The 21398-nt window shown below is 58.1% G+C and carries 12 protein-coding genes; 8 read left to right on the top strand and 4 right to left on the bottom strand.

Annotated elements, in window-relative coordinates:
• Positions 1–73: 73 nt before the first annotated feature.
• On the bottom strand, positions 74–1351 hold the full coding sequence (locus LAO21_01055; protein MBZ5551277.1) for an MFS transporter: 1278 nt from the start codon (positions 1349–1351) through the stop codon (positions 74–76).
• Positions 1352–1944: 593 nt separating this feature from the next.
• On the opposite strand from LAO21_01055, the gene LAO21_01050 reads away from it, so the two are divergent.
• From LAO21_01050 to LAO21_01015, 8 genes are all read left to right on the top strand, one after another.
• Positions 1945–2577 carry a peroxiredoxin gene (locus LAO21_01050; GenBank protein MBZ5551276.1) on the top strand — a complete coding sequence of 211 codons (633 nt, stop codon included), beginning with the start codon at positions 1945–1947 and terminating at the stop codon, positions 2575–2577.
• Positions 2578–3011: 434 nt separating this feature from the next.
• Positions 3012–4148 (top strand): HAMP domain-containing histidine kinase, encoded by a 1137-nt coding sequence (locus LAO21_01045; protein ID MBZ5551275.1) that lies wholly within the window; start codon positions 3012–3014, stop codon positions 4146–4148.
• 280 nt (positions 4149–4428) lie between these two features.
• Positions 4429–5151 carry a hypothetical protein gene (locus LAO21_01040; protein MBZ5551274.1) on the top strand — a complete coding sequence of 241 codons (723 nt, stop codon included), beginning with the start codon at positions 4429–4431 and terminating at the stop codon, positions 5149–5151.
• A 179-nt stretch (positions 5152–5330) separates the two neighbouring features.
• On the top strand, positions 5331–9200 hold the full coding sequence (locus tag LAO21_01035) for an ADOP family duplicated permease (GenBank protein MBZ5551273.1): 3870 nt from the start codon (positions 5331–5333) through the stop codon (positions 9198–9200).
• A gap of 86 nt (positions 9201–9286) precedes the next feature.
• Entirely contained in the window at positions 9287–10012 is a 726-nt protein-coding gene (locus LAO21_01030) for a hypothetical protein (protein ID MBZ5551272.1), read from the top strand.
• A 23-nt stretch (positions 10013–10035) separates the two neighbouring features.
• Positions 10036–10551 carry a hypothetical protein gene (locus LAO21_01025; GenBank protein MBZ5551271.1) on the top strand — a complete coding sequence of 172 codons (516 nt, stop codon included), beginning with the start codon at positions 10036–10038 and terminating at the stop codon, positions 10549–10551.
• Positions 10552–11162: 611 nt separating this feature from the next.
• The gene (locus LAO21_01020; GenBank protein MBZ5551270.1) at positions 11163–11381 is read left to right on the top strand and encodes a hypothetical protein; all 219 of its coding nucleotides are present in this window, start codon (positions 11163–11165) and stop codon (positions 11379–11381) included.
• Between the two features lie 157 nt (positions 11382–11538).
• The gene (locus tag LAO21_01015) at positions 11539–16806 is read left to right on the top strand and encodes a DUF11 domain-containing protein (GenBank protein MBZ5551269.1); all 5268 of its coding nucleotides are present in this window, start codon (positions 11539–11541) and stop codon (positions 16804–16806) included.
• A gap of 144 nt (positions 16807–16950) precedes the next feature.
• Here the strand turns inward: LAO21_01015 and LAO21_01010 are convergent, their stop codons facing one another.
• From LAO21_01010 to LAO21_01000, 3 genes are read right to left on the bottom strand one after another with little or no spacing between them, the layout of a single operon-like run.
• Positions 16951–19779 carry a CHAT domain-containing protein gene (locus LAO21_01010; protein ID MBZ5551268.1) on the bottom strand — a complete coding sequence of 943 codons (2829 nt, stop codon included), beginning with the start codon at positions 19777–19779 and terminating at the stop codon, positions 16951–16953.
• Between the two features lie 35 nt (positions 19780–19814).
• Positions 19815–20744, bottom strand: coding sequence for a hypothetical protein (locus tag LAO21_01005; GenBank protein MBZ5551267.1), 930 nt, complete (start codon positions 20742–20744; stop codon positions 19815–19817).
• On the bottom strand, positions 20741–21208 hold the full coding sequence (locus LAO21_01000) for a sigma-70 family RNA polymerase sigma factor (GenBank protein ID MBZ5551266.1): 468 nt from the start codon (positions 21206–21208) through the stop codon (positions 20741–20743). Before LAO21_01000 ends, LAO21_01005 begins: the two co-directional genes overlap by 4 nt.
• Positions 21209–21398: the final 190 nt, after the last annotated feature.

Genomic DNA, 21398 nt, shown 5'->3' with positions numbered 1-21398 from the left:
TCCGGAGGGCAAGGGGCCTCCGCCGTGCCACGGGTATTTGAGTTCTGTTTCGAATCCATTCGGATGCATGGCCTCAGGTCTTGGCATCGAGTTTGAGGCCGGTGACCTCTGCCAGGTGCACTTCCCGTCGATATCTGGGAAGGACCGGTGTTGTCCGCGCGATCCAAGTGGTTGCGATCAAGCAGCCGATGCCTCCACTGATCACAGAAAGCGGGGCCCCCCACCAGTTGGCCACCAGCCCCGCCTCCATCTCACCCAACTGCGGCCCTCCCATGAAAAACACCATATTCACACTCGTCATCCGGCCCCGCAGGTGGTCAGGAGTTTCGAGCTGACGGATGAGGTTCCTCAACACCATGCTGACGGTATCGGTCGCGCCGGTGAGAGCGAGGGAAACAAGGGTCAGCCAGAAGTAGTGCGACACGCCGAAGAGCACGGTGGCCAGCCCATACCCTGTAACGGCCCACAACAGGACCGCCCCCCGCCGGTTGATCTGGTCGACGGCGCGGACCATGAAGAGACTGGCCAACAAGGCGCCAATTGAGGGCCCGGCATAAAGCCAGCCATAGCCCCGTGGCCCGACCCGCAAGATATCCTGGGCAAAGATGGGGAGCAGGGCAGTGGCTGAAGAGAAGAATGTGGCAAAGAAATCCAACAGCATCGTGGAACGGATGATCGGCGAAGCAAAGACAAAGCGAAGCCCCTCTCCGACGGCACGGCGGCTCATCGTGCCCTTTTCCCTGCCTTGCACCACCGGAACGTCGCGCATCAGGATCAGTGCAAGGATAACCATGACGAACGAGACCGAATTGAAGATGTATGCCCAGCCCACTCCCAGGGAGGCGATCACCACTCCCGCCAGAGAGGGTCCCACCACGGCAGCCACCTGGAACATGATGGCGTTCAAACTGATGGCGTTAGGCAGGTGTTCGCGCGGGACCAGGTTTGGAATAAGCGACTGGCGGGCCGGGCTGTCGAAGGCGCCGGCCGCCGAGGTCAAGGCCGCCAAAAGATAAATCGGCCAGACGGTCGTGAGCCCGCGAAAAGTCAACAGGGCCAGCAGGGCCGCCAGAACAGCCAACGTGCTTTGAGTGATCAGCATCAGCCTCCGACGATCAAAGACATCGGCGGCCACACCACTGACGAGCGAGAAGAAGATGATGGGCAGCACCCGAACCAGCCCAACCATCCCAAGCGCAAGACCTTTACGGTCTTCCGGAACCAGCAGCGAGACATGCCATAAGATTGCAGCCATTTGCATCGCCGACCCGGAAAACGAAATCAGCTGTCCCGCCCAAATCAGCCGGAAGTTGCGATGCTTCAAAGCGAGAAAATGAGACCGACTGTTCACCTGTCACCCTCGAGCCCAATAAGATTTTCTCAGCAGGTGAAACATTCCCGGCAGAGAGCAGGCTCGTCCCCGAAAAGAAGCCGATAAAAAGCACAGATTTTATCGGTTTGCACCGCGATTTCCTAGATGGTTTTTGGAATGGATAGGGCCCGGGTCGCGGGAATCGGAATAAGGTCCGAGACCCAGTTGCTTAAATAAGGCAAGGAATCTCGGTCGGGTGGTATTTGATGGCCCGAACCGTCCGTCGGAGTCGATTGGGCCGGCAAAACAAGGCACTGTCGTCTGGAATTTGGAATTTGGGTTTTATTGGGAATTTGGATTTTGGATTTTTTCAATGATCTCCCCTCCAGCCTCTCCCCGTCGATCCTTATCCGCCACGACCACAGTCCCAATATTGACAAGTGGTTGATTGATGGATAGAGTGTTGTTATCTGAAAAGGTACGGAACCGAGGGCAGGAGTCCTCGAGTATTCCAACCGCAGGTTTCCTGCTTCGAGAGCAGGAGGCGGCGGAACTGATACTCGGAAGACCTCCCTTCTTCGTAAGAGGTCGAAGGTTTTACGGTGAGGTTTCCATAGAGAGGAGAATGAGGTATGGCGATTCGGTTAGGAGATGTGGCGCCGGACTTTACGGCGCAGACGACAGAGGGGTCGATTAGTTTTCATCAATGGTTGGGAGACAGCTGGGGGGTTTTATTTTCACATCCCCGGGATTTCACTCCAGTGTGCACCACGGAACTCGGCGAAGTGGCGCGCCTGAAATCGGAGTTCGATAAACGCCACGTGAAGGTCATCGGATTGAGTGTTGATCCGCTGGATGATCACAAGAGATGGGCCAACGACATTAAGGAAACCCAGGGTCACGTGCTGAACTTTCCAGTCATTGCCGATGGAGACCGCAAGGTCTCAAATCTTTATGACATGATTCACCCGGCAGCGAACGACACCTTCACGGTCCGTTCGGTTTTCGTGATCGGGCCGGACAAGAAAGTCAAGTTGACCATCACCTATCCCGCCAGCACGGGCCGCAATTTTGATGAAATCTTGCGCGTGATTGATTCTTTGCAGCTTACGGCCAAGCACAGCGTTGCGACGCCGGTCAATTGGAGACAGGGTCAGGACGTCATCATCGCGCCCGCCATCTCCGACGAAGATGCAAAAAAGAAATTTCCGGCAGGGTTTAGAACGTTGAAGCCTTATTTGCGGATCACCAAACAGCCTTCGTAATGAACCGGCTCGGAGCGCCCATGAGAGGCGATTGTCCTGTGGGCGCTCCGTTGTACACTTGATTTACCGGACCATTTCCAAAGCGATCAAGGACGGATCGGGACCGGCCCGCGGGCCGAGAGGCGACTGAAGATTCTTCCCAGCTTCCGCGCTTGCTTGTGTTCGTAGGATCTGCCCTTCCCGTGACGCTTGTTATTGCGGTGGAGAGCAGTATTGTGACCAGGGAGCAGTCCTTCCGTGAATTCGGAGCTCTGCCGCCACCTGGTTCGGCATCCTGAAATTTGCTTTACATCTGGAATTCGAATTTCTTCTCTCGTTTGCCCCTGGCTTTTGCGCCGGTTGAGTGACAATTGGGGAGCGCAGAAAGCGGAGCCTCAGTCTTGTGGAGCAGACGGAGTGGGCCTGGAATTCTCCCGGAATCGGTGGATGGCGACATGGACAAACCAAAAGTACCGAGTTTATTCGCTCCCGCGGAACGAGCGACCCCTGAAAAGCTCTTGGATCAAGTTCACCAGTTTTCACGCGAATCCATGGTCAGGACATTTCTGGATCACGTCTTCGACATGGTGGTGGTCCTCAACAAAGAACGTCAGATCGTCCTGGCCAATCAAAGCCTGCTCAGTTTCCTCAACCTTCAAAAATCCGACAGTATTATCGGTCTCCGGCACGGAGAGGCCTTCCACTGCGGGCACGCCTACGAGGGTGAGGGGGGATGCGGGACCACGGAATCTTGCTCGACCTGTGGGGCGGTCAGGGCAATTCTCGCGAGCCAGGAGGGCCGCTTCTCTGTTGAGGAGTGCCGTATCGTGAGAATCGGCGGTATCGAAGCGCTCGATCTCAGGGTCTTCGCGAGCCCCCTTCGCATGAAGGGGGAGCCGTTTACCGTGTTCACCCTCATGGACATCAGCCACGAGAAGAGAAGGAGGGTCCTGGAGCGTATTTTCTTTCATGACCTGCTCAACACGGCCAGCGGTCTGCGGGGATTCATTGAACTTCTCAAGGAGTCGGACCCCGAGGAGGCCAGGAGGTTCTCCGAAAGTCTGGATGCGCTGTCTTCTTCGATGATTGAGGAAATCACCGCGCAGCGGGATCTGTCGGCTGCCGAGAACGACGAGCTCAGACTGAATCTGGACCGAGTCACTTCCATGCAGTTGTTGAATGAAACCCTCGAGTTGTACATGAATCACGAGGTGGCCCGGGGCCGGCACTTGAGGATTGATTCGAAGGCGGTGAACACCGAATTCGAGTCCGATCCGGTTCTGTTGCGCCGCATCGTTGGCAATATGGCCAAGAATGCCCTCGAGGCGAGCGCGCAGAACGAGACCGTCACCCTGGGGTGCGATGCGATGGATCACGCCATCGAATTCTGGGTGCACAATCCTCAATGCATCCCGCGCGACATCCAGCTTCAGATTTTCCAGCGCTCCTTCTCCACCAAAGGGAGCAGTCGCGGGCTGGGAACATACAGCATGAAGTTGCTGTGCGAGCGGTACCTCGGGGGAAAAGTCTCCTTCACCAGCACCCTGGGCGAAGGAACCACCTTCCGGGCGTGTATCCCTGTCTCCTCATGATAGACGTGCGGGGAATTGATGCGATCTTGACCCGCAGACCGAGACGGCTGGATACAGGAACTGCTCCGACGAATATCATGAATCGGGAGTTTTGCAGAATTTCGGCCTTTGTCTGAGAGTGGAATTAGATTCTGGAATTTTGTTTTGTTCAGACCTTCAGCCAACCCTCCGGTCGGGCTCCCGCCGGCAGACAATTGCCGGATGGGGGGCGCAAGACAGGGGCCGGTCTGAGGAATCAACAATCAAGTAGTTTTCATTACACAACATTAGGAGGTATGGGATGCGTTTACTAAAAGGGATCGCCGCCTTGACTTGCGTTCTCGCGTTCGTTTGTCCGGGTGGATCACTCGCCGTGGCACAGGAGTTGGATGCCGTCAAGGCCGATGCGGCCCATCACAAGGTGGTGTTTGAAAACGACCAGGTGCGTGTCGTGAGGTACACGATTGCGCCGGGCGACAAGACGGCCAACCACAGTCACCCCAACAATGTGAATATCTTCCTCTCGGATGTAAATGGCAAGGTGACCACGCCGGATGGGAAGACGTCAGAGCTCCATGGGAAGGCTGGATCGGCAGCGTGGCGTGGACCCGCGACGCATGTGGTGGAGAACACCGGGGACAAGCCCATCGTGGGAATCCTGATTGAGCCCAAGAAGCCGGCCTCTGCATTGCCCGCCGGTGCGCAGGATGTCGTCACGGCGGACCCGAAACATAACAAAGTGGGGTTTGAGAACGAACAATTGCGTGTCATCCGCTATCACTTCGAGCCTGGAGAGAAGTCCCCCCTGCATGGACACCCGGATAACGTCCAGGTCATGCTGACCGACGCCATGGCTAAGGTTACCACGTCGGACGGGAAAACTACTCCCACTACTGGGAAGGCCGGCGAGGCATACTGGAGACAGGCGGTTCAGCACAGTGTACAGAATACGGGAACCAAGGCCTTCGAGGGGTTTCATATTGAGATGAAAGGTGCACTAGGAGGCAAGGCTGCGAGCAAGTAGGAAAAGATTCGGGACAGGCACCTGCATTTTGGACAGGTTCGTCGACCTTGGTCGTACAGGTGTCTGTTCCTCTGCTTTGTGATGCCGGTTGTTAGCGCTTCCCCCCAATAAGGCTGGTTGGATTAAGAGCACGCAGCCTGATCAAGGTCCCCAGGGCACAATTCAAGGTAGGAACCTCTGTGAACGGCTTACTGCAAGATTTCCGATCTTCAATTCGCATCCTGCTGAGCCAGCCCGGATTCACAGGTGTCACCGTCCTCACACTGGCGCTGGGAATTGGCGCCTGTACGGCCATATTCACGGTCGTGAACGGTGTGTTGTTGCATCCCCTTCCGTATGCGGCGCCGGAACGCATCATGGAACTCCGCGAGGTTCCCGCCTGGGGTGGACAGAGCGATGCCTCCGAAGCGAACTTCCTGGACTGGCAACAAAGCAGCCGCAGCATTGAATACATGGCACTCTATTCTTGTGGCCAGACTTCGGTTTCTGGCGGGAGCGAGCCGGTCCGGGCCTCCGCTTGCCAGGTTTCCCGCGACTACTTCCGAGTCTTTGGCGTGGCGCCGTCAATTGGGCGCACCTTTCAGATTACGGACACCCAGGCGGGCGCCATCCCAGTTGTCGTAGTCAGTTATGGCTTCTGGAAACGCCAGCTCGGGGGCGACCTTGGCTTGGAAGGGAAGTTTCTGAAATTCGAAAACCGCAGTTACGCCCTCATCGGAATCATGCCGCCAAGTTTCAATTTCCCCGAGCAATCTGAACTCTGGATTCCTCAGGAGATCCAGGCACCTGTCAACCCCTATCGCACGGCCCACAACTGGGGCGTGATTGCCCGTCTGAGGCCCGGGGAGACGCTCGACCAGGCGCGTGCCGACATGACGGCGATTGCAAACCGGATCAAGGTGCAGTATGGAAAGGATGTTGACGCTGTCGATGTCGCAGTCATCCCTCTCCGCAGTCATATGGTTCAGGGTGTCCGCAAAGCCCTTTGGGTTCTTTTGGCGGCTGTTGGCATCTTGTTATTGATTGCGTGCGCCAACGTCGCCAATCTCCTGCTGGCGCAAGCCGTCGCCCGGCAGAAAGAACTGGCGATTCGAGCGGCGCTCGGTGCGAGCCGTTCTCGATTGATTCGGCAGTTTCTGGTGGAGAATTTCCTCCGGTGTCTTGCGGGCGGAGTTCTGGCCGTTGTGATTTCCCTCTGGGGCGTAAGCGCCATGCTGGCCCTCAGTGCGCAGGACTTGCCCCGGTTCCAAGAGATCCATGTGGATGGAAGAGTTCTGGTCTTTGCATTGGCCGTCGCCGTGTTCACGACTCTGATCCTCGGATTGGTTTCTGCCACGCGCATTTCTGACCCGAACCTCTCCGACATACTGAAAGAAGAAGGGCGATCCAGCTCCAGTGGGCCGGCTCATCACCACCTCCAGAGTCTTCTGGTTGTGTTGCAGGTGGCGATGACGCTCGTGCTGCTCACGGGCGCCGGGCTCCTGGCGAGGAGCTTCGGGCGCCTGCTTCGGGTGGACCTGGGATTCCAGACCGATAGCCGTCTGGTAGCGGACCTTTCCTTCCCGGAACCCCGCGATGACCGGGAGGCGCTGCGCTTGGCTGCCGACCTCCAGCGCTTGCTGGAACGCCTGCGCGCGCTTCCTGGCGTGTTGGCGGTAGGCGGAGTCAGCAATCTCCCCCTCAGCAGCCGATTGCCCAGTGGCGAAATGTTGCTGGAGGGCCGGGGTGAACGCACCATCGAAACCTCGACAGGTTTTTGCGTGGCGAGTGAGGGGTATTTTCGCGCCATGGGTATCCCCCTTATTCGAGGGCGCCTGTTCACCGACACGGAGGGCCCGGGGACTCCCCATGTTGCGGTCATCAGCCAGCGCGCTGCCCAGCGTCTCTGGCCCCACGAGGATGTCCTCGGCAAGCGCGTCAACTCCGGCAACATGGACGGCGATGATCACTGGTCCACCATCGTGGGCATCGTCGGAGACGTGCATGACCGGGGCCCCGATAGACCCGCCTACGGCGACCTTTATGTGGACTATCGGCAACGCCCCCGGCGGACCAACGATTTCTCGCTGGTGATTCATTCACAAGGCGACCCCATCCCACTGGTGCCCAGCATTCGACAGGCGGTCCGGGCATTGAATCCGGAATTACCGGCAAGGTTCCGAACGTTGGATGGGATTTTTTCGTCATCCATGACAGGTCAGCGTTTTAATCTGACGGTGCTGGCGGCCTTCGGAGGTGCGGGCCTGCTTCTGGCCGCGCTGGGGTTGTACGGAGTGATGGCATATTCGGTAGCCCAGCGGACACGGGAGATCGGCGTTCGGATGGCGCTCGGGGCCGAGCCGGGGCAAGTGATCGGGCTGTTTCTCGGCGACGGTTCCAAACTCATCCTCACGGGCCTGATCATCGGCGTCCTAGGCGCCCTGGCTCTTGGCCGCGTCTTCTCCACATTGCTCTTCGAGGTGAGTGCCCGTGACCCTTTGACCCTGGTGGCTGTTTCACTTCCACTGTTTGGGATTTCGCTGCTGGCAAGCTATGTGCCGGCGCGCCGCGCCACTCGAGTCGATCCATTGATCACGATTCAGCAGGATAAACCGCTCTCCTGGCGGTCTGCCCGGCGGACCTCACGGCCACGCTTGGGCGCAGCCAAGCGACAAACCGCCCCACATCCTACCGAGCGGCAGGTGCTTGCCGATCTGGCAGCTTCGGCTCGAGGCACCAGCAGCCTTGAGGAACTCTATTCCAATGCGGTAGAGACCGTCCGGGTGGCCATGGGCAGCCGGCATGCTCATGCTTTTTTTTGCGACGATGCGACGGGTGATTTCCTTGGCGCCGTCTCGATGCCCAAGATCGATCCTTCAGGCCACTCTGCTGGGGCGTTGCGAATCAAGAAGGATGCCTTTGTGATCCGGAGGCTGAGCCGCCTTTCGACACCTCTTTGGATTGAAGCAGGTGATTACGAGGCGTGGGAGCAAGCTGAGCCGCCTAATTTGCGGGAGAGGGGGATTGAAGAGCGGCGAGAAGAGATTTCTGCGCTCCGGGCCGCACAAGCAGGTCTGGTGGCGCCGATGAGGTTGAAAGGGGAAACCGTGGGCCTGCTCATTCTTGGTCCGCGGGAAGACGGATCGGGCTATGACTTGAAGGAGCGTGAATTCGTGGGGGACATGGCCACCCATCTGGCATTTATTGTGGCCAATTCCAAATTGGCAGGCCGCGTCGCAGAGCAAGAGCGGCTGGTGCGCGAACTACAGATGGCCTCTGAGGTTCAGCGACGTCTGCTTCCGCAAGTGTCGCCGACCACCGAAATGGTTGAGATCGCCGGCGCCTGCACCCCGGCCCGCGGCGTGGCTGGAGACTATTTCGACTACGTCATTCTGGATGCGGATCATCTGGGGATTGTCCTGGCTGACGTCGCGGGGAAAGGAATGGCGGCGGCACTTCTGATGTCGTCCATACAAGCGTCCATGAGGACTCTGGCCAGTCGTGGAGCGCCCCCGCCGGCCGGTGTGGTGGCCGCAATCAATCATCTCCTTGTCCTTTCCACGGGCCCTTCCAGTTATGCGACTCTTTTCTACGGACAACTCGACCTCAAGGACCTCGGATTTACTTTTGTGAACGCGGGCCACAACCCGCCCATCCTGATCCGCGCGGGGCAGGCCGGAAACGGCTCAGCCTTGGCCGGAGAGCTGGGTCAACAGGCCGGTCCTGACACCTCCTTTTCATCAGCGTCGGGGCAGGGTGCGGAATTTCAAGTGGAATACTTGAGCGCGGGAGGGCCGGTTGTCGGCATGTTCTCCAACCTGGATTATGAACAGTCGACCATCAGTCTCCTTAAAGGGGACTTACTCGTGGCCTATACCGACGGAGTCACAGAAGCCTCCGATAGCAAGGGCGAGGAGTTCGGCACGGAGCGGTTAATCGATTTGCTGTTGCGGGAAAGACATCTCGGGGCTCGAGAACTGGTCGATAAGGTCAAGGAAACCATCGCGCAGTTCACCGCCGATGCCCCGCTCGGAGACGATCTGACATTGCTCGTTGTAAAGGTGCAGTGAATCTCAATGCCAGTTGAGGCCTCATAGCCAGGATTTGATCCCGAAAGCATCTCAGGGAGGCTATCCTCCAGGGGAGGCCCTTAACCATGCTGCCATTCCTCCTATATCTCACCGCGGGTGTGGTCACGGGAGTCCCTGTTCTCTATGCCCTCGGGTGGGCTGTTTGGGGAGCACCAATTAGTACATGGAAGTACGTATCGCTCCTCGGTTCGCTTGTTCTCGTGTTCTCCGCTTATGTGAGTTTGGTGCGGGCACATGCAGCGGCGCGGCTCGCGTTGGTGGGGGCCATTATGGTTTGGTCATTCTATCTGCCTGGGATCATCGGGCTGACAGCCGCGAAGCTGAGTGACCAACGACTGACCATCCGAATCATGAAATGGTCCCCCTCCGACGAACCGCTTGTGATCTCAGATTCGCTGGACAAAATCCTAGGAATTTCCGGTGCGCGCCTCTCTAACGCCGAAATCGCGCAACTGAAGGGAATCGGTATTGGGGGAAGTGTTGAAAATTGTCAGTACTCGTTCTTTGGCAAGGGGAAGAGCAGTCGGGCGATCATCATAATGTCACACCCGGTTCCACACCCAGTTGATTTGCCTGAACCAAACGCAACAAACATCATTTATGTCCAATACGGACAGGAATGGAAGAGGTATCCTCTCAACGCCGCAACACTCAAGAGAACCATCCGCTTAGAACCGATATGGGAGGACCCGAGGCAAAGCATGTTAAAGGTTGAACTGGCGAGCGGTGCAAGACAAGGGTATGAAATCGACTTCCAGCCCAAACGAGACACGACCGGACTCAAAAGATGAGAGCAATAACGATGATAACAGTCATGGCAGTACCACTACTATTGCTGGTCACGGCTTACGCTTTGGCGGCCGCTTTTAGAAAGTCCTCAGCCGCCTCGTGGTTGTTTCCGCAAGGCGTCAGGCGAAATGCGCGTATTGTGGTTGGCATCTGCACCGCATTGGTTGCTGTTTTGAGTGTAGTCATCGTTGCGCCCAGTCGTGACCAGTATGTCCGTGTCAAGAAAGAGATGACATGGGAATGTGCGCCAGACAAATACATGCCTGAAAACCCCGAAGCCCAGCCGGTTCGATTCAGATATGTCGAGGATCCGCATTATGAGGAGGTCGCCTCGGGGCGAGGTCTCTGCGACCAGCTCAAGAGCTCTGGCAAGAGAGTCGTTGTGGTCGAGTTCGAAGCTTGGGGCAATTCCTCCAGCGGGCTACGTGGATTTCATGAGATTTCCGTGGATGGCAAACCGCTCGTGGATGTTGGTGGTTGGGGGTCAAGCGGTTCTACGGACGCAGTTGGTCCGCATCCGCTCCGCAAGCTTTTCAAGTAGGTAATCCCGTGCTCCACGGTTTTCCTGGCTCCACTTGTCCGGGACGCGCGGAAAATGTCAGAGTATGTAAAACGTCCGACAGCAAACGGACGAAGCAGAGGTAAGTTCAGAAAAAGGAGGTCACAAATTAAAGCTCTATCCGAATAGATCCCTGAGTTTGAGTCCCCCTCAACTTCTTTCATTCGAAAAAGGCCCCCGCCACTATCTGGTAGCGACGGATTCTTTTCCGCGGTGTCTCCACTCTTTTCCAATCCGTCCGATTGGAGTCATCTCTTACCGCCCCTCTCACCTTCGCGTCATTTTCTTACCGGGTCATATCAACTAAATACTCACCTGTTCCCTTGTCGGATACCCAACGTCCACTCCTCGCAGGCCTCCGGATGCTGGCGCACGACCCTGACAATGCGCAGACTGCGGCCATGATCGCACCCACGGGATGGTGAGGCTGCGCCACTGGCCGCCCTGCCTCGGCGGAGGAGCCATTGGGATCACCCGATTCAACGGGTCACGCCAGTAGATTTTCCTAAAGATTGATTTGTTCCGTTTCCACGCCCCGCGCGTATTCCCAACAGATAGCAGCGCAACCCAAGCGCTCCAGGGGGCGATCCTACATGAAAAAGCTTGTCTTCATGATGATTTCCGTCGTCATATTTGCGGCCTTTGGCACTGAGTCTTCGGAAGCCACATCACCGTCCTTGGAGGCACGGCAGGAGACGCTCAATGCTGAAGGATTGAGCGCAACAATGACGCCTTCGAGGCGCGCGGCCGTAAACGGATCTACTTTTTTTCGAGAAACCCAAAGAGGCGTTCCTGAAAACAGAACGGCATAAATGCAGTTCGGATTATTTGGGTGGCTGGCCTAACCGAGGCCAAATCCCTTTCAGTCGTTGATTGGAACGGCTCCCTGGGTTTCACATTGATATTTTTGTTTTTGTAATTGGAACGGGGGTCAAGCCGTTTCAATTTCCATTTGGAGGAGGCTTACTCATGAAGTTGCTGAATATCATTGCTCTCTCTGCCCTCACGCTGTGCGCCAGCACCCACCCCACCTTCAACGAGGCCAGATCCCGTCCGGCCATTAGGATAACGAGCGGGGACGTTTTCACTTGGGGCAATAACTTTTACGGCCAGCTCGGCGACGGAACGAACGCCGATAAATTTTCTGGTGTGGATGTGGTGATCGACGGTTTGGGCCAGCCTCTTACCAATGTTTTGTCCGTGGCCGCAGGCGGGGGCTCCACTTATGTGCTCAAGAGCGATGGCACGGTTTGGGCGTGGGGCTCTAACCAGCGAGGTCAGTTGGGCGACGGTACAGCCACTGATAGCTTAGCACCCGTTCAGGTGCAGGGCCTTAGCGGGGTGATCGCAGTGGCTGCGGGTTTATCGCATGCCGTGGCCATCAAAGGCGATGGAACCGTCTGGGCCTGGGGCAGTAACACCGATGGCCAACTCGGTGACGGGTCAAACTCTGATAGTTTTACTCCCGTCCAGGTGAATGGGCTTACTGGTGTAACCGCAGTGGCCGCAGGATCCGCTCATACCCTCGCCCTCAAGGGCGACGGTACGGTCCTGGCTTGGGGATCCAATGCCTCCCTGCAACTCGCTTTCGAACCGGCCGGAATAGAACCTCTGCCTGTAGTCGCGTTCACTGGCGCCGTCGCCATAGCCGCAGGCGAAGGGCATTCCGTTGCCGTCAAAAACGACGGGACGGTCTGGGCCTGGGGAGATTCCGTGTTAGTGGGGAGCGTCTATTCCCCCGGCCCGACTCCCTCTCAGGTGGCCGGACTGAGTGGTGTGACCGCCGTGGCCAGTCACGGCAGTCATACCGTGGCCCTCAAGAGCGACGGCACCGTCTGGACGTGGGGCAATAACCAGTTCGGTCAGCTCGGCAACGGGACCAACGATCCCATCGGCCGGACTAATTCCCGGAGCCATACTCCCGCCGCTCAGGTGAATGCATTGAACAACGTCATCGCGGTCACGGCAGGGATGAACCACACGCTGGCCCTCATGGGCGACGGGACGGTCTGGGCGTGGGGAACTTACCTGGCCGGAAACCCGGCCGACAACCAGCCGACCGTTGAAAACGATCTCCCCGTTCAAGTAAGTGGACTGGCAAACGTTGCGGCAGTCGCTTCAGGATATAACCATGCCATCGCCATGATAAACACCCCCCCTCCTCCTCCGGCCCCAATGCTTTCTTATTCTGGTGAGACCGGGTATGGGACCGATGGCGTCAATCCCGACACCGGCACCGCGTCTACCGTGTTTACTTTCAAGACCGTCTATTCACACACGGGGAATCTGACGCCCACCTCGGTCAACGTCTGCATCGACGGCGCCTGTTCAGCGATGTCGCAGGACACCGCGGCCACGGACCCCGTGTTACGCAATGGCAATTTCACGGATGGCGAGCAGTACACGTTCACTACAACTCTCGCAGTCGGGTCGCACACCTACCACTTCGAAGCATCGGACGGAGCCATCGGGGGGAGACTTCCTGCAACGGGAGAACTCGCAGGACCCACCGTCATCGACTTTTCCATTATTACCCCTGCAGTTGCAGAGGGGGCGGAGGGTGCCCCGTACGGCCTTGCGTTGTCGGCCTCCGGTGGCACAGGGCCGTATACCTGGAGCGCGCCAGGATTTCTTGTCGGGTTTAGGATTGACGCGGCAACCGGGATTTTATCCAACCCCTCCCCGCTGGAAGGCATTTATACCTTCACCGTATTCGTCACCGACGCGAACGGACTGACAGCCATAACGAGCATTTTGATCACCATTAATGCGTTTATAACGCCGCCGCCGGAGCAGGCATTCAACATCATTGATCTCGGTACGCTCGGTGGGCAAGCGAGTGCTGTCACGGCCATGAACGGTTCGGGCCAGGTAGTCGGCTACTCCTACACCGCCACTGGCGCGACACACGCCTTTATTTACAGCAACGGGGTGATGACCGATCTTGGCACGCTTCCAGGAGGGACATACATCATACCTTCCGCCATCAACGATTCCGGCCAGGTGGTTGGGTATTCCATGACGGCCGCGGGCGTCGCGCACGCCTTCCTTTACAGCAACGGGGTGATGGCCGACCTTGGCACGTTCGGTGGAAGAGACAGCTTTGCCACCGCCATCAACAACTCCGGCCAGGTGACCGGATGGTCATTTACTGCCGATGGAAGCACGCATGCGTTCCTCTATAGCAGCAGCGTCGGAATGACGGACCTCGGCACACTTGGTGGACCGGATAGCACGGCTTACGCCATCAACAACTCCGGCCAGGTGGTGGGAGCGGCAAATAAAAGTACCGGTGGATTTCATGCCTTCCTCTATGGCACCAGCGGGATGACGGATCTCGGTACACTCGGAGGGGGGCTCTTTGGCCATAGCGAAGCCCACGCCATCAATGACCTGGGGCAGGTGATGGGACAGTCGACAGCGGCATCCAACCCCCAGCATGCCTTTTTTTATGACCGCGGAGTGATGAATGACATCGGCGCCGGGGGACTGTCGAGTTTTGCTGTTGCCATGAACAGTTCTGGCCAAGTGGTGGGTCGTGTCGATAAGGGAACCGGGGGCTATCATGCCTTTTTGTACAATCAAGGCGCGATGATTGACCTCGGAACGCTGGGGGGGGCACGGAGCTGGGCGATCGCTGTCAATGGCTCGGGCACGACGGTGGGTGCGTCAACGACAGCGAACGGACAGCGTGCATTCATCTATAGAAACGGTGTGATGAAGGCTATTTCGAGCACGTCCCCGGCCTGGCAGAGTTTGGATTCGGCAGTGACTGTCAATGACAATGGACAGATCGCAGGGAATGGCAGAATCAACGGGCAAGGCCATGCCTTCATGTTTGTGGCGGCCCCTCTACCCGGTCCGGACTTGTCCGTGCGGAAACTGTCCGGTAAGACCACGGCAGGCGTCGGGGAAACGGTGCACTACACCATTGAAGTGAGCAACGGAACCAATGCCGACGCCACATATGGGGAAATCATGATGACGGACACGTTGCCGGTGGGGCTGACGATTGATTCCACGACCCTGGGGAACCTGAGAGTCCCACTCCTGCCAGGAGAGCTCATGCCATTCTGCACGGTGTCGGTCTCTCCGCAGGTACTCACTTGCACATGGGCTTACAGTTCTGTCCAGAATCAACTGCCTCCTGGCGGAACGTGGACCCTCGAATACGATGCCGTCGTTGACACGTCGGTTCTGCCCACCGGACAGTCATCAGCTACACTGACCAACACCGCCACTGTGACCGCCTGCACCCCGACCTCCAGCCCCTGCACCGCCCTCGCGGAGCCCAATCTAGCCGACAACACGGCCACCGCCACCATCACCGTGAGCGCTCCGGACCTGGCCGTGCGAAAGCTGTCCGATAAGGCCACGGCAGGCGTTGGGGAAACGGTGCACTACACTATTGAAGTGAGCAACGGACCCACGAGCGGCACCGCGTCCGGAGTGTTCACTTTGACGGACACGTTGCCAGCGGGGCTGACAATCAATTCCGCGACCCCGGGGAACCCGAGGACTCCTCTCATTGCGGGAGAGCCCCTGCCCACTTGTACGGTGAGTGGCACACCGCAGGTACTCACGTGCACCTGGATCACCGCTTCAACTCTACAGCAAATGTTGCTCCCGGGTGGAAAGTGGACCGTTGAATACGATGCCGTCATCGATGCGGCCGCTCTGCCTGCCGGCCAGGCATCGGCTCCCCTGACCAACACCGCTACCGTGACCGCCTGCCCCCCGAACCCGCGGTGCGTCGCCTTCGCGGAGCCCAATCTATCCGACAACACGACCACCGCCACCATCACGGTCACAGCGGCGAATAACTTCTCGATCGCCATGAGCCCGCTCGTCGCATCGCTGACTCAGGGCGCGACGACCACCTTCACGATCACTACCGCTCTCACGAGTGGCGTTGCGGAGAATGTTAGCCTTGCCGTCTCAGGTTTTCCCCCCGGCGTGACGGGTTCGTTCAGCCCCGCCTCGGTCACGGCGGGCGGTAGCTCCACTCTCACCCTCGTCGTTAGCACGTTGACCACGGGTGGAACAGCCACCATCACAGTGACCGGCACGTCGGCGTCTTCGACGCACACCGCCACCGCCAGTCTCACGGTCTCAGCGCGAAATATCGCCACCGTCATTGGTCCGGCCGGGCCCATCACTATCACGTCTCCGCCCGGGACTTCACTGCATGCCGTAAGCGTCTCACCCGCCTTGGGACAACTTCCGCCCGGGGTACAGTTCCCCTATGGAATGATTGCCTTCTCAGTAGCTGGAGTGTCACCCGGCGGAACGATTACGGTCACGATCTCTCTGCCCGGCCCCGCCAATAGTTATTGGAAGATCTTAGGCCCGTCCGGGCAGTTTATGAGGGTCCAAAATGCGGTGTTCTCCGGAAACAATGTGATCCTGACTCTGACGGACGGCTTCGCTCCGTTCGATGCCGACCGCATCGCCAATGGAGAGATCGTTGATCCAGGTGCACCGGGAATCCAGAACTTGCCACCTACAGTCATTGCAGGGGCGAATCAAATAATCGATGCCACGGCACCCCCAGGCGCAAGCGTCAATTTCAGCGGCTCCGGCAGCGCTCCTGACGGAGGCACGCTCGCATTCTCCTGGAACGGATCGTGCGGGTCAGCATCCAACGGAGTGGCAACGCTCACCTGTCCCCTTGGCGTGAACAACATGACGCTTACCGTGAATGACGGACACGGTGGAGTAGCGAGCGCCGAGGTATCTATCATCGTGCTGGGGCCTCTCGGTATCAAGCAAAGTGTCCTCAGTGCCATCTCGGCGCTCCGCGCTACGGTCGCCGATAAAGAAGACAGACAGAAGCTCGACGAAGTCATCCGACGCTTGACGAAGTCACTCGATGGTGGCTATTGGAATGATCCAACCCACCTGAAGACGAAACTTGGGGAGAGGGTCTTCAATGAAGATAAGGAGAGCATCGACAAACTGGGTGAACTCATCAGAGATAAGAAAAGCAACATCCCTGATGCCGTTCTTCAGGTCTTCATCAACCGGTTGATCAACGCAAATCGGCTCCTGGCCTTGGTGGTGATTGCAGATGCTCAGCAGCAGCAGGAGGCTGATCCCGCGAGTCTTAATAAAGCGAATGAGGAGGTGCTGAAAGGAGACAAAGCGCTGGCGAAGGGCAACTACGATGATGCCATGGATCACTACCTCCATGCCTGGAAACAGGTGTTGTGGCGCCCGGGGCTCGGACGAGATTGACAAGCACAGTGGACGACGAGTGGTCCCTCGGCGTAATACTTTCAAATGGCAGCCAAGTGAACGACAAGTAGTCTGAACTTAGGGTTTCAGGTTGGAGGCGACTGGAAATTCCGATCCCGGGCGATCGAGGTTCACCGCAAAGGCTCACGGTTCGCCCAGAAGGACGAAACCGGCCCACAGGGACGGATGCTCGGAGAGGACAAATTCGCCGGCCGGCGTCCTGACTTTCACGCGGCCGGCGCGCAGGTCACCGAGCAGGTGAAGCTGCGCCGCGCGCAGGGCATCGATCTTGTCCCTCCCATGCAGCCAGGAGGCATAGAATCCCGGGAGTAGGCGGTTGGCCGGCTGGTCGGGCACATCCCACAGCGAAACGATGAGTGAGGGAGCCCCCGCATAAAAAAAAGCCCGCGCAAGAGCAGCGATACCTTCTCCCGTCAACTTGCCACCGCCGGATCGACAGGAACTGAGAACCACGAGGTCGGCATGCAGGTCAAGGGCATAGACTTCCCTGGCCGACAGGCGGGCATCGGCCACCTCGTTGCCACCGCTCAAGGCGAGATAGGAGTCCAGCGGTTGGTAATCCTGTCCCACGCCATGGGTCGCGAAATGTATCACCGAGGAGCGGCTCATCCAATCTGTGACCGCCTGTTTGTTGGCTTGCGGGCCTAGGAGCATGGTGACCGCCTCCGCCGGCAAAAGGTGGGCAATTCCCCGAACCTCCGCGCGCGCGCCCGGCAACGGTGACAGCCGGTCTTCGCTCTTCAAGGCGGGAGGGAACGCCGGATCGGCCACCAGCAGGAAATGGGGGACACCGTCCTTTTCGTGCCTTCTCGCCGCCAAAAATTCCAAGAGCGCTGCGGCCGGGGCATAGTGCAACGGGTATTCCTCCAACAGATATCGGCCTTTCTCGTCTGTCAGAGCCGCGAACGAGAGTCGCATCAAAGGACCGTGCGGGATGATGGTCAGGCGATGTCCCCGGGACGGGAGCCACTGTCTCAAGGGCAAAATGAGCAGATTATATAGCTCCCGCCAATCCTCCTTCGAAGCAACAGCGGATACTATCTGAGCAGATCTTCGCACAATTGGGCTTGAACCCTGCCGGTTCGAAGATCCGACCGCTGAGGCCGCATTGACGAGTTCGGTCAGACGTCTCTCGGTTACCTCCACCCGCCGTGACGACACATGGCCGTCAGGCTTGACCACCCAGATGTAAAGCGCATCCTTTCCCGCCCAATAACTGATGATCGTAGACTGCAGATGGGCCGCCGTGGCGATGATCTCAGCGGCTGTCTGCGGGGTTCCCGCAACGAAGCTCTGTAGTTCCGGACTCGCCGATTTCCATTGTTGGAGCAGGGAATCTGCTTCGCCGGCCCGCTTCGCCGGGTTGGACTTGTTAGTTAAATCGCTGGAGGCTTCCACCGGATCGATGCCTTGCGCCTTGAGTTCCTTTTGGACAAGGCGAAGGGCGGCGACCTTGGATTCGTCAGTTGCCTTCAAGCGGACTTCCTTGGTGGCGAGTAAATCCAGGAAGGCCCGCGCTCGGGCCAGTTCAGCCACCTCGAGCGCTTTCTCCGGTTTTCCAAGGCGGTGGTATAGCCCTACCAGGAAGGAGTAGCCCAATTGGTAATATGAACTGAACCCCTGTTTCATGAAATCCAGAGGAACAAGCCTCTCCCGGATCCCCTCGGTCACGCGGATGACTTCCAGCGCATCCTCCATCGCGCCAGGGAGATCACCCTGCAGTTCTCGAACCTCAGCCCTTTGAGATATGGCCGCCGGCAGGTAATCCACTCTGGCGGACGCCAATTCCACCGCTTTGTCAGCTTCCACACGTGCGGTGGTAAGGTGTCCCATCCCTTCGTATGCTGCCGACAGCTGAGCGTGGCGGTACGCCAGATTAGAGTCTGCACCGCGGCGCAGCACTTCCTCCAGGAGGGGTGCAGCTCGCGCGTATTCCTGGAGATCGATAAGATTTCCGGCCAGATTGGCGCGCATGAAATCGATGATGCGGGGAGAATCGGTCTTGAGGGCCAGCTCGTAAGCCCTTTCGAAGTATTCACGGGCCCGTTTGTGATCGTCTTGACTTTGGTAAGCCACTCCTATGGCGTTCAAGCTCTGGATCACGCCGACCTTGTCGCTCACCTCTTGTTGAAGATGGAGGGCTTTTTCATAGAGCGGGATCGCTTCGGCCGGCCGGCCGTGCGCGCGGTTCAATCGGCCCATACTGGTGTAGACCCTGGCCAGCTCTTCGTCATCCCGGAATTCCCCTAAGAGTACAGCAGCGCGCTCCAGTTTTTCCATCGCCGCAGCAAAATCGCCGCCTGTGAAAAGAAAGTCTCCCCATCGATGAAAGGCCCGCGCCTCGAGATCCCTGGCGCCTATTTTGTCTGCGACTCCTATGGCATCGCGGATCATTCTCTCGGCGTCCGGGTCAGACCAATCCATCAAGCCAGCGAGGTTGATCAGACTGTCGGTTTGGAGTCGGAGGTCCCCGGCTCGTCCGGCGGCTTCCGCTGCTTTCTTGTACCAGGTCCGGGCCTCGTCGGCTTTACCCATGTATCGGGCCGCGATCCCGAGCGAATTGCACACGCGCGCGACGGCGGCAGGGTCGCCGGCATCCTCGGCCAGCGGCAGGGCTTGGATGAGATACTTCTGGGCTTCAACGTATTTGGTTGCACGGGAAAGCAGCCGTCCGATGGAAGCCAGGGCACGCGATTCAAGGACGCCGTTCTTCTCGTTGTGGGCGCGCGCGGCTGCCGCTTCATAAAGCTTGCGCGCTGCTTCGCCCTTTCCCTCGGCGACCAGCCGGTCAGCGGCGTTCAATTCTTCTTCGAGGGTACTCGGTGCCTTGACGTCTTGGAGATTTTCTATTGAACGGCCGACGGCAAAAATTTGTGGCGTCAACGCAGAGAGATAAGATAGGGCAACCGCGACGCCCCCCAGGAGACGAGCTGTCCTCAAAAACTTCTTCATAGATGTGATCGTGCTGCTGGTCGGTAGGAGGAAGACTAGCGAAGCGGGGCGTTCGCAGAGCTTTTAAGTTCTTTCAGTGCCGCGCAGGCACGCGCGGCATACCCGCTCGATCCTCCGCAGAGTTGCTGCAAATAACCCCGGGCCCTTTCGGTTTGCCCGGAGCGCTGGCAACTGATAGAAAGATACCACAAAACGTCGGAGGAAAATGAATCATCTGCGAGGCGTGCGGCCTGTTCGAGCGCCTTGATGGCGGCTGGGTACTCTGCGAGGAAAAGACGGCTGACTCCGAGGTAAAAGAAGACCTCGACCGATTTGTTGTATTTTGCCGACAGCCTCTGGAGGGAGTCGGCGGAGGCGTTAAAGTTATTATTGCGATAGGCTTCGAGCGCTGGTGAAATGTCTTTGAGGAACTGGTTACGACCGTTCTTGTTGCTTCTCCAGGTGAGGGCGCCGAGTGTCATCTTCACGGCCGGCTTTTCCAGCCGGAATGCTTCGGGGGTCTGAGGGGGGGGGGCCGGCTTCACTTCCGCCACCGGTGAGGAGACCGGACCTGGCTGTTGCGGAGCCTTGAACTCCCACACGAGGAGGACAACGCCGAGGGCCAAAGCGACCGCTGCAAACGCCGTCCGCCATGAAAAGTTATTGAATCTCCAAAACGAGGAGCCATCCGATTTGCCGGCTTGATGACGCACCCGGACCAGGATCTGCTCCACCTCTTGCGGGGAGGCCTCGGTCGAATCCAAAGCCGAAAAGTCCGCTTGCAGAACTCGGCACAACCGGCAGCTGCCGATATGGGCCGTGACCGCGGATTGCAGTTCCTCTGTAAGCACTCCGGCGTGGGCCGCACGGAGCATCGGCACGGGCGGGCAGGCGGATCTTTGCCTCCGGAGCGATTCCAAAAAATCGCCTGATTCCTTGATTCCCTCCGCCTCAAAGGCGTCGAGGTCGTTAGGGAGCTTGTTCATTTTCTTTCCTTTTCTGCCATCGTCTTCCGAAGCAATTGAAGCCCGTACTGCAAATGGCCCTTGACCTGCGTTTCCGAGAGCCCGAGGGATTGGGCTATCTCTGCCCGGCTCATGCCTTCCACGTAACGCAAGGTGAGGCACAGCCGATGAATCGGTTTCAAATCCGGATTGTCTATTATGAATGCGTCTGTCCAACTCACTTCAATGGGCGGAGGATCCTCCCACCCGTCAACGTACTTCTGCTCGGTTGCCCTGCGCCTCCAGTAGTCGAGCGCCCGGTTACGAGCGACGGTTATTAACCATCCCGGGAGCTGCGCCGGGTCAATCCCATCGAGGTGACGCAGGAGCGCGAGGAACGCCTCGCTCGTGATCTCTTCCGCAATTTCCCGCCGGCTCACATAACTGAGCGCGAAGCGGAATACCGCTTGGACATGCCGGCGATATAATTCCTCGAACCTGTCCATACTGAATACGTTGGGGATCGTGTTTCGGAACAATCCCTAAATGTTAGGAGTGTAATTCGTTCAATGCGCGATGATCTCTTGTGCCAGGGTCGAATACCGCCCACCCGCATGGGGGACGTTCGTCTATGTTGAGGCCAATCATATCCCAAGGGTTAAACCCGGGTCAACGCGGACCCTCACAGTCCATGCG

The organism is Terriglobia bacterium (assembly GCA_020073085.1).
GTDB lineage: Bacteria > Acidobacteriota > Terriglobia > JAIQFV01 > JAIQFV01 > JAIQFV01.
Note: the sequence above shows the minus strand (reverse complement) of the source record. Positions and strands in the feature narration are given on the sequence as shown.

Coding starts and splice junctions, on each gene's coding strand:
- LAO21_01015 (MBZ5551269.1), top strand. CDS start 11,539: ATGAAGTTGCTGAATATCATTGCTCTCTCTGCCCTCACGCTGTGCGCC.
- LAO21_01020 (MBZ5551270.1), top strand. CDS start 11,163: ATGAAAAAGCTTGTCTTCATGATGATTTCCGTCGTCATATTTGCGGCC.
- LAO21_01025 (MBZ5551271.1), top strand. CDS start 10,036: ATGGCAGTACCACTACTATTGCTGGTCACGGCTTACGCTTTGGCGGCC.
- LAO21_01000 (MBZ5551266.1), bottom strand. CDS start 21,208: ATGGACAGGTTCGAGGAATTATATCGCCGGCATGTCCAAGCGGTATTC.
- LAO21_01045 (MBZ5551275.1), top strand. CDS start 3,012: ATGGACAAACCAAAAGTACCGAGTTTATTCGCTCCCGCGGAACGAGCG.
- LAO21_01005 (MBZ5551267.1), bottom strand. CDS start 20,744: ATGAACAAGCTCCCTAACGACCTCGACGCCTTTGAGGCGGAGGGAATC.
- LAO21_01050 (MBZ5551276.1), top strand. CDS start 1,945: ATGGCGATTCGGTTAGGAGATGTGGCGCCGGACTTTACGGCGCAGACG.
- LAO21_01030 (MBZ5551272.1), top strand. CDS start 9,287: ATGCTGCCATTCCTCCTATATCTCACCGCGGGTGTGGTCACGGGAGTC.
- LAO21_01010 (MBZ5551268.1), bottom strand. CDS start 19,779: ATGAAGAAGTTTTTGAGGACAGCTCGTCTCCTGGGGGGCGTCGCGGTT.
- LAO21_01040 (MBZ5551274.1), top strand. CDS start 4,429: ATGCGTTTACTAAAAGGGATCGCCGCCTTGACTTGCGTTCTCGCGTTC.